This window comes from Microcystis sp. M015S2 (assembly GCF_020245945.1).
Taxonomy (GTDB): Bacteria; Cyanobacteriota; Cyanobacteriia; order Cyanobacteriales; family Microcystaceae; genus Microcystis.
The window spans coordinates 21,707-27,706 of sequence record NZ_JADBTX010000114.1; the positions used below are offsets into that span (position 1 = coordinate 21,707).

Annotated in this window: 11 protein-coding genes and 2 pseudogenes; 3 read left to right on the top strand and 10 right to left on the bottom strand. The window is 44.7% G+C overall.

Going from position 1 to position 6,000, the window contains the following annotated elements; genetic code table 11:
* Positions 1 to 90 precede the first annotated feature (90 nt).
* From IM473_RS19135 to IM473_RS19170, 8 genes and pseudogenes are all read right to left on the bottom strand, one after another.
* Positions 91 to 507, bottom strand: a complete 417-nt coding sequence (locus IM473_RS19135) for an aspartyl protease family protein (protein WP_287659010.1) — start codon at positions 505 to 507, stop codon at positions 91 to 93.
* On the bottom strand, positions 500 to 652 hold the full coding sequence (locus IM473_RS19140; protein WP_223210630.1) for a hypothetical protein: 153 nt from the start codon (positions 650 to 652) through the stop codon (positions 500 to 502). Before IM473_RS19140 ends, IM473_RS19135 begins: the two co-directional genes overlap by 8 nt.
* Positions 653 to 1,035: 383 nt before the next feature.
* Positions 1,036 to 1,404 (bottom strand): clan AA aspartic protease, encoded by a 369-nt coding sequence (locus IM473_RS19145; RefSeq protein ID WP_272082527.1) that lies wholly within the window; start codon positions 1,402 to 1,404, stop codon positions 1,036 to 1,038.
* The gene (locus tag IM473_RS19150; RefSeq protein WP_002752924.1) at positions 1,401 to 1,676 is read right to left on the bottom strand and encodes a hypothetical protein; all 276 of its coding nucleotides are present in this window, start codon (positions 1,674 to 1,676) and stop codon (positions 1,401 to 1,403) included. The genes IM473_RS19145 and IM473_RS19150 overlap by 4 nt, the downstream gene beginning before the upstream one ends.
* 286 nt (positions 1,677 to 1,962) lie before the next feature.
* Positions 1,963 to 2,342, bottom strand: a pseudogene (locus tag IM473_RS19155) (clan AA aspartic protease).
* Positions 2,339 to 2,614 carry a hypothetical protein gene (locus IM473_RS19160; RefSeq protein ID WP_002752933.1) on the bottom strand — a complete coding sequence of 92 codons (276 nt, stop codon included), beginning with the start codon at positions 2,612 to 2,614 and terminating at the stop codon, positions 2,339 to 2,341. Before IM473_RS19160 ends, IM473_RS19155 begins: the two are co-directional and overlap by 4 nt.
* 203 nt (positions 2,615 to 2,817) lie before the next feature.
* A pseudogene (locus IM473_RS19165) lies at positions 2,818 to 3,116 on the bottom strand (hypothetical protein).
* A 2-nt stretch (positions 3,117 to 3,118) separates the two neighbouring features.
* Positions 3,119 to 3,607 carry a type II toxin-antitoxin system VapC family toxin gene (locus IM473_RS19170; RefSeq protein WP_287659012.1) on the bottom strand — a complete coding sequence of 163 codons (489 nt, stop codon included), beginning with the start codon at positions 3,605 to 3,607 and terminating at the stop codon, positions 3,119 to 3,121.
* Positions 3,608 to 3,958: 351 nt separating this feature from the next.
* Here IM473_RS19170 and IM473_RS19175 point away from each other — a divergent pair, with 351 nt between their 5' ends.
* From IM473_RS19175 to IM473_RS19185, 3 genes are all read left to right on the top strand, one after another.
* On the top strand, positions 3,959 to 4,204 hold the full coding sequence (locus IM473_RS19175; protein WP_016514827.1) for a type II toxin-antitoxin system Phd/YefM family antitoxin: 246 nt from the start codon (positions 3,959 to 3,961) through the stop codon (positions 4,202 to 4,204).
* Positions 4,201 to 4,599 (top strand): type II toxin-antitoxin system VapC family toxin, encoded by a 399-nt coding sequence (locus IM473_RS19180; RefSeq protein WP_002779922.1) that lies wholly within the window; start codon positions 4,201 to 4,203, stop codon positions 4,597 to 4,599. Before IM473_RS19175 ends, IM473_RS19180 begins: the two co-directional genes overlap by 4 nt.
* Before the next feature lie 152 nt (positions 4,600 to 4,751).
* The gene (locus IM473_RS19185; RefSeq protein ID WP_287659013.1) at positions 4,752 to 4,934 is read left to right on the top strand and encodes a hypothetical protein; all 183 of its coding nucleotides are present in this window, start codon (positions 4,752 to 4,754) and stop codon (positions 4,932 to 4,934) included.
* An 86-nt stretch (positions 4,935 to 5,020) separates the two neighbouring features.
* Here the strand turns inward: IM473_RS19185 and IM473_RS19190 are convergent, their stop codons facing one another.
* Both IM473_RS19190 and IM473_RS19195 read right to left on the bottom strand, forming a co-directional pair.
* Positions 5,021 to 5,506, bottom strand: a complete 486-nt coding sequence (locus tag IM473_RS19190) for a PIN domain-containing protein (protein ID WP_287659014.1) — start codon at positions 5,504 to 5,506, stop codon at positions 5,021 to 5,023.
* Positions 5,503 to 5,748: a UPF0175 family protein gene (locus tag IM473_RS19195; protein ID WP_002770883.1), complete on the bottom strand. Its 246-nt coding sequence runs from the start codon at positions 5,746 to 5,748 to the stop codon at positions 5,503 to 5,505. Before IM473_RS19195 ends, IM473_RS19190 begins: the two co-directional genes overlap by 4 nt.
* Positions 5,749 to 6,000 lie beyond the last annotated feature (252 nt).

A 6,000-nucleotide genomic window follows, 5' to 3' on the forward strand; every position in this document is an offset into this window, starting at 1 on the left:
GGTTTTGTTGCATTCGCTCAACAAGCAGCCTTAAAAAATTCTGCCTAGCCGCAATATCGGTAATCTTTGGGGGAATAATTTGAGGTGATTTTACAAAAAGCTCCACCTCAGTGCCTTCAGGTAAATCGTAAGCTGTTTGAAGGATGAACGTACCACGAAGTTCACCTGCCCCAAGATAAGCGGCACGTTGGTAGCTTGTGTCCAGGCAAATACCAGTTGCACGGGATCAAATTGCCCAACGACCGCTTGAGCAAGTACGACACGCGCCTCATATTGAGCCAAATTTCCTGTCAAACTCAGTGCTGTTGTTTGCCGATCCCATTCGTACCCAAGCTCGACTCCTACTGAATATGGTAGTACGTTTACACTTGCTCCAGTGTCCAATAGACCGGATGCTCTGACAGAAGCTTGTCTGTAAAACAGAGTAAAAGGCAAATGCGGACGAAAACTGGCTTCACCTAATGCCGCGTCACCAGAAACAAATGGATATCGCTCAGCGTTACCCATGGTCTTGAGCTTTGGTAGCCTGTAGCACTTTTAACATCGTATCTGCTGCCTCAACCGCATCATAGGGCGACCACACTGGGTAAGCCTGACCCTGTTTAATCAAATCTGTCTCCTGTTGGGCTAGTTCTGAAATCAGGAGCTGCATGATATAAAACTTATCTGAACGACCCAGTTCTCTCAATGCCGAGATTAATTCTGATGAAACCATATAAAATGAAATGCTCTTGTCAAGCTAGGTTTACCCTTTTATTCTAATCGCCCCAACCCGATGCAGTGACGTGCTCGCTGAGCATACACGATACAAGATCGGCGATCGCTTGGATGTTCGGCTAAGTAAGCTTTCTTGAGCATTTTATCTCCTCGTCTTTACTCGTTTTATTATCACAGGATTTGCTATCACAGCTTCAATCAATGTGCATGGTGCGTTCCCCAAAAATCGATCGGTGGAGCAGTAGGAGCCACATTAGGGAACGCACCCTACGGCTGCGTTGTTAGACCGCGCCTCACCGAATCTCTTCTAGCACTGGCTCATAAGGCTTCAATCTTGACCTTACCGCCCTCAATGTTATCGACCTGCAACCGATATCTGTAAAGCAGCGCCATTCCTAGTAGAGGCTCTGTTTCTGATTCTGCAATATCAATCTCTTGGTACTGCCCATCCCATATCACAGTCCCAGTGTACAGATCAAAATAAGTTTCACTGCCATCACCCAGCGTGACAAAATCAGAACCACTCCAAGGTAAATTTAATGTAGCGATGATTGTAGAGGGCAAAGATAAAAATCCATTGAACCCGGTATCAATCACCGCGTCAACCGCTTGCAGTTGCCGATTTGAGTTTCCGACTACAATCGTTAGCGTGGCTTCACGCCGCAAATTTACAACACCTTCCATCATGGATTTTTCTTCAAACTCCGTGCCCCGAAATGATAAACAGCGCGATGTCCGATACGAATGATCCAAGGTTGGGCATCGGGGTGACGTTCAAAGAGCCGATTAGTTGCAGGCACAACGTTTTCATCGACTTCAAACTCTCCAGTTTCAATGTCGATCGCTACAATCTTACCTTCATTACCGGCTTCGACTTGCTGCCGAATGCCAGATTCGTAGAGTTTTTGCCCTCGCTCGGCTAACTCATCTTTGGGATAACGCCGTTGACGAACTGCCATAGGGTTGACCTCAACTCAGTATTTTGCCTTAATTATACTTTGATTGATTCTAACGAGGTGCTCCCGCTCTACTACTGATGAGCCGCCTCATCGGAAGCCCCCCAGTGGTGCACTTCAAATTTGAATCGGCGCTTCAATCAATGTGCATGGTGCGTTCCCCAAAAATCGAGCGGTGGAGCAGTAGGAGCCACATTAGGGAACGCACCCTACAGCGATTGCGTACTGCTACGCAGTGCCTTCGGCATCGCACTAACGTTCCTGTTAGACCGTGCCTCACGATCAGCTTCTAAACTGCGATCGGTAACTCCGAAATCGTAACCAATCCGCCTTGGACTGTATCGACTTGCAACCGATAACCGCGCAACAGGCTCATTCCAATTAATGGCTCTGTCTCTGCCGCGTTAATCTCGATTTCTCGATACTGCCCACCCCAAATCACCATGCCATCATAGATATCAAATAAGACTTCGCTATCATCGCCCAAGGTTGCCCGATCGCGGTAACTCCAAGACAGTTCAAGTTCTCTAATAGTAGCAATCGGGAGACTCAAGACCCTGTAAACCCTGTATCGATCACAGCAGTAATGGATTTAAGTTTGTCGCCGTTCCTCACGACCAAGGAAAGCATTGCTTCGTAATTCTGATTGACGTAACCCTGCATCATCATAGAGCGTCTTTCAAACTCCGTGCGCCGAAACGATGAACGGCGCGATAGCCGATCCGAACAACCCAAGGCTGAGCATCAGGCAATCGTTCATAAAGTCGCCGAGTCGCAGTCATCGTATCGTCGGCAAGCTCAAACGCTCCAGTTTCGATGTCGATCGCCACAATTCTGCCATGATTACCTTCCTCAATTTGGGGGCGCACCTGAGATTCATAAATCTCATCGCCACGTCGGGCAAACTCTTCTTTGCTGTAGCGGGGTTGTCGAACTGTCATAGATTTGCCTCTTTTCAACTATGCCCCTTCATTTTACCCTGAGCAATGGAGGTGTCTATCGTTGAGGTGGCGGAGGGGATTAAACCAGAAGTTGTTGGATTTCTTTTCGTCAACCCAAGCTACAAGATCAGCGTACTGCTACGCAGTGCCTTCGGCATCGCACTGTCCAGCCAACGCTTGAACTCACCCGCCGCTAATAACTTTCAGTGCGTGAAGACGATCGCACTCTCGGTCGGGTGCAGTGATTTGTTATACTGTCGCTTGATCGGGAGCTTAATAACTTTACGTCCACTGGCAATTTGCTTTTCTCTAAGATCGTCAAATATTGCCTTGAGATCATATAGCGGTAAGCGCTTGAGTGAGATACAGACCAAGCCTTGCCTAGCATGGTTTATAGCTCGTGACACTGTACTTCATACGACTGCACACCGCTATAATTAAAAGATTTTGCGTATTCTTCTCTATATTTATGAATTTCTTCGACAATTTCATCTTTATACATAGTTATTCTCCTCGAAGCTTAAATCCTATGAACTCGTAAGGGGTACAAACAAATGGCAGCCTGTATCCAAGCTCAAGACTAATTTGGGATAGCTTTCTTTGAATTTGAGCGTTTGCCATGTGCTTACAATTCCATATTAGTAGATAGTCTAAGCCATAAACGGTTGCTAGTGCCATGTGTAAGGCATCATTAGACGCTTTGGGGGGTAGGTTGCTTTGTTGTAAGAATTCTTGTGCTAGAGCGATCGCTTCTTCGGTTAGATCGAGAAAAATCAAGGACTGTAACAAGTTCTGTCTTTGAGTAGCAATTGTTGAATCTCCTCTCGATGCTTCATCTTCAACAATTTCCGAAACGTACAGAACCAATGAACTACTATACTCATCCCACCAGTCTTGTGTAATCTTAATGTTAGCGGCAAGAATCAGGTTTTCTGTTGGTCTTGCGGTTAGATGACCCAAAATACTGGTTTCAATATAGACGGTTTCGCTCACGGCAATAAGAGAAAATCTATCCCACGTCTATCCTACTGCATTTAATCTTGGTTTTGAGGGAGTTGGGTTTCCTACCTACAAGATCAGCGATCTGCTACGCAGTGCCTTCGGCATCGCATTTAAACCCACAGTTTCAATTAATGTGCTATGCCACTTCCAGAGAGCTAACGGCTTAGCTGAGCGGCGATAGACAACCTCTGCATCACCGCTAAGATCTCTCAATTGTCCGCTGCTCCAGCGTGTTGTTATGCCGTGTTGCTTGTCAGTTACCCACAACTCTAAATTAACTTGCCCTTGCAGAATTGCCGTGACTAGATTAAACTTAGTTTATAGACTTAGTTCTTTTAGACTATGGAAACAGTAAACATTCATCAGGCTAAAACAAACCTTTCTCGGCTATTGTCTCGTGTGGAACTCGGAGAAGTAATCGTTATTTCAAACCGAGGTATCCCAATTGCTAAGCTTGTTCCATTTCGGACATCTTTAGATCGACGGTCTAGTTTAGGACAAGATCGAGGGATGTTGACCATACCAGATGATTTTAATGCTCCTTTACCAGAAGATATTTTGGGAGCATTTGAGGGTGGTGCGGAGTGAGACTTTTACTGGATACACAATGCTGGCTGTGGTGGTTTGTCCAACCAGACAAGTTAAGTGAGAATGTAATTGAACAAATTGCAAACGAAAGCAATGAAGTGTGGTTTTCTGTTGCCAGTGTTTGGGAGATGGGAATTAAAGTTTCAATCGGTAAATTACCACTGCCAGAGCAAATAGATGATTATGTCTCCACTCGAATGACCCGACTGGGAGCTAGGTCGTTAGAGATCAATGCTTCTCATGCTTTGCGGGCGGCTGCATTGCCTTTACATCATCGTGATCCTTTTGACCGAATGCTGATTGCACAAGCTCAGGTAGAAGATATGACACTTGTGAGTGCGGATTCAACATTTAATCAGTATGAAGTGTCTTTGCTTTGGGCAGCTAGTTCTTAGTCATAAACACAGAATTTTACCTGCCTTCTAGATGCTCGTGAATCAAACTCTGTAACGCTTAAATGATTTTTGACTTTCTTCTTGGGGCAAGCTTTTGACTCTCCTAAATTTTAGTTTAGCAGATCCCCTATCCAGATCAGGAGTAAGGCTTTATGAGAAAAAGCACTAATCTCGAAAACCCTATAAACCAGTATAGTACCCTAAATCAATTCCTCCAACCCCATCTAGGGGTGTTACCCGATGCCTTCGGTATCGCATTTAAACCCACAGCTGCAATCAATGTGCATGGTGCGTTCCCCAAAAATCGATCGGTGGAGCAGTGGGAGCCACATTAGGGAACGCACCCTACAAGATCAGCGTGCTGCTACGCAGTGCCTTCGGCATCGCACTTTGTAAAATGGGTTGAAATATTGCAATAGAATCATTCTCCCGCAATTGTCAAAACTTTTCTGTAGAGTGTTTCGCTAATTCGGAATTCTGCTTTTAAGATTAGCTGATCAACAATCGGTTTAATATTCATAATCAATTCTTTTTGCTTGGCTTCGAGTAAAACGCCCAATATTCCAGTAATATTTAGCCCAAGAGATTGCGCAACTTTGCGTCCTTTTCTTTCATCCAAAATTAATATATCTGCGCCTAATTCTAGCGCTAAAATAATCCCTTCTGATTCTCCCCGGTCTAATTTATTGAGTAGTTGATTAACTTGGTTTTGCTGGGTGACGGGCCGTGTTTCTATCCAAGATAAGGTCATGATTTCAATCGTGCCAGGAACGGCGTAACCTAAACTCGCCATTTCCTCATAAACGGCTTGAGGAATGATAATTGTTCCATAGAGTTGATGCAAAAGGGTTAACTGGTTAACGGTGGCTAGGTTGGTAATGGGTGAGGTGTCACTCACGACGATCATAGTCTGCCTAGTTTTTGTAAGGTTTGGATATCTTCTTCTAATTCTTCAAGGTCATAATGGACACAAATCTCTCTTAGATTAAGTTCGTGTTGAAATTGGAGGAGGTTCATGCCTGCGAGATGACGGGCTTTGCCGATGCTGATTTTGTCTTGTTTAAAGAGCATGATGGCGATTTCTAGTTTTAGCTCGTCTTCGGAGAGTCCTGATGCGGTCAGTATGTCATTAGGAATAACTACGCTCATAATTTTTAGGGGTTGGCGATTGTCAAATCAGCGATGGTTTTATGATAGCTCGCTTGTGTTTAGTGCCTTGAGGGAGGTTTATGATTTCTCCAATCTCCATTAAAAAGAAGCAAATATAGCAAAGAGCGGGATAGTTAGGACATAATAGAGAAAAAGAAATGAGGAGAAGCTTTCATGGCAGCACCCTATAGTGATGATTTAAGACAGAAAGCAGTGAGTGCCGTAGAGCGAGGGGAGAAAAAAAGCCATGTC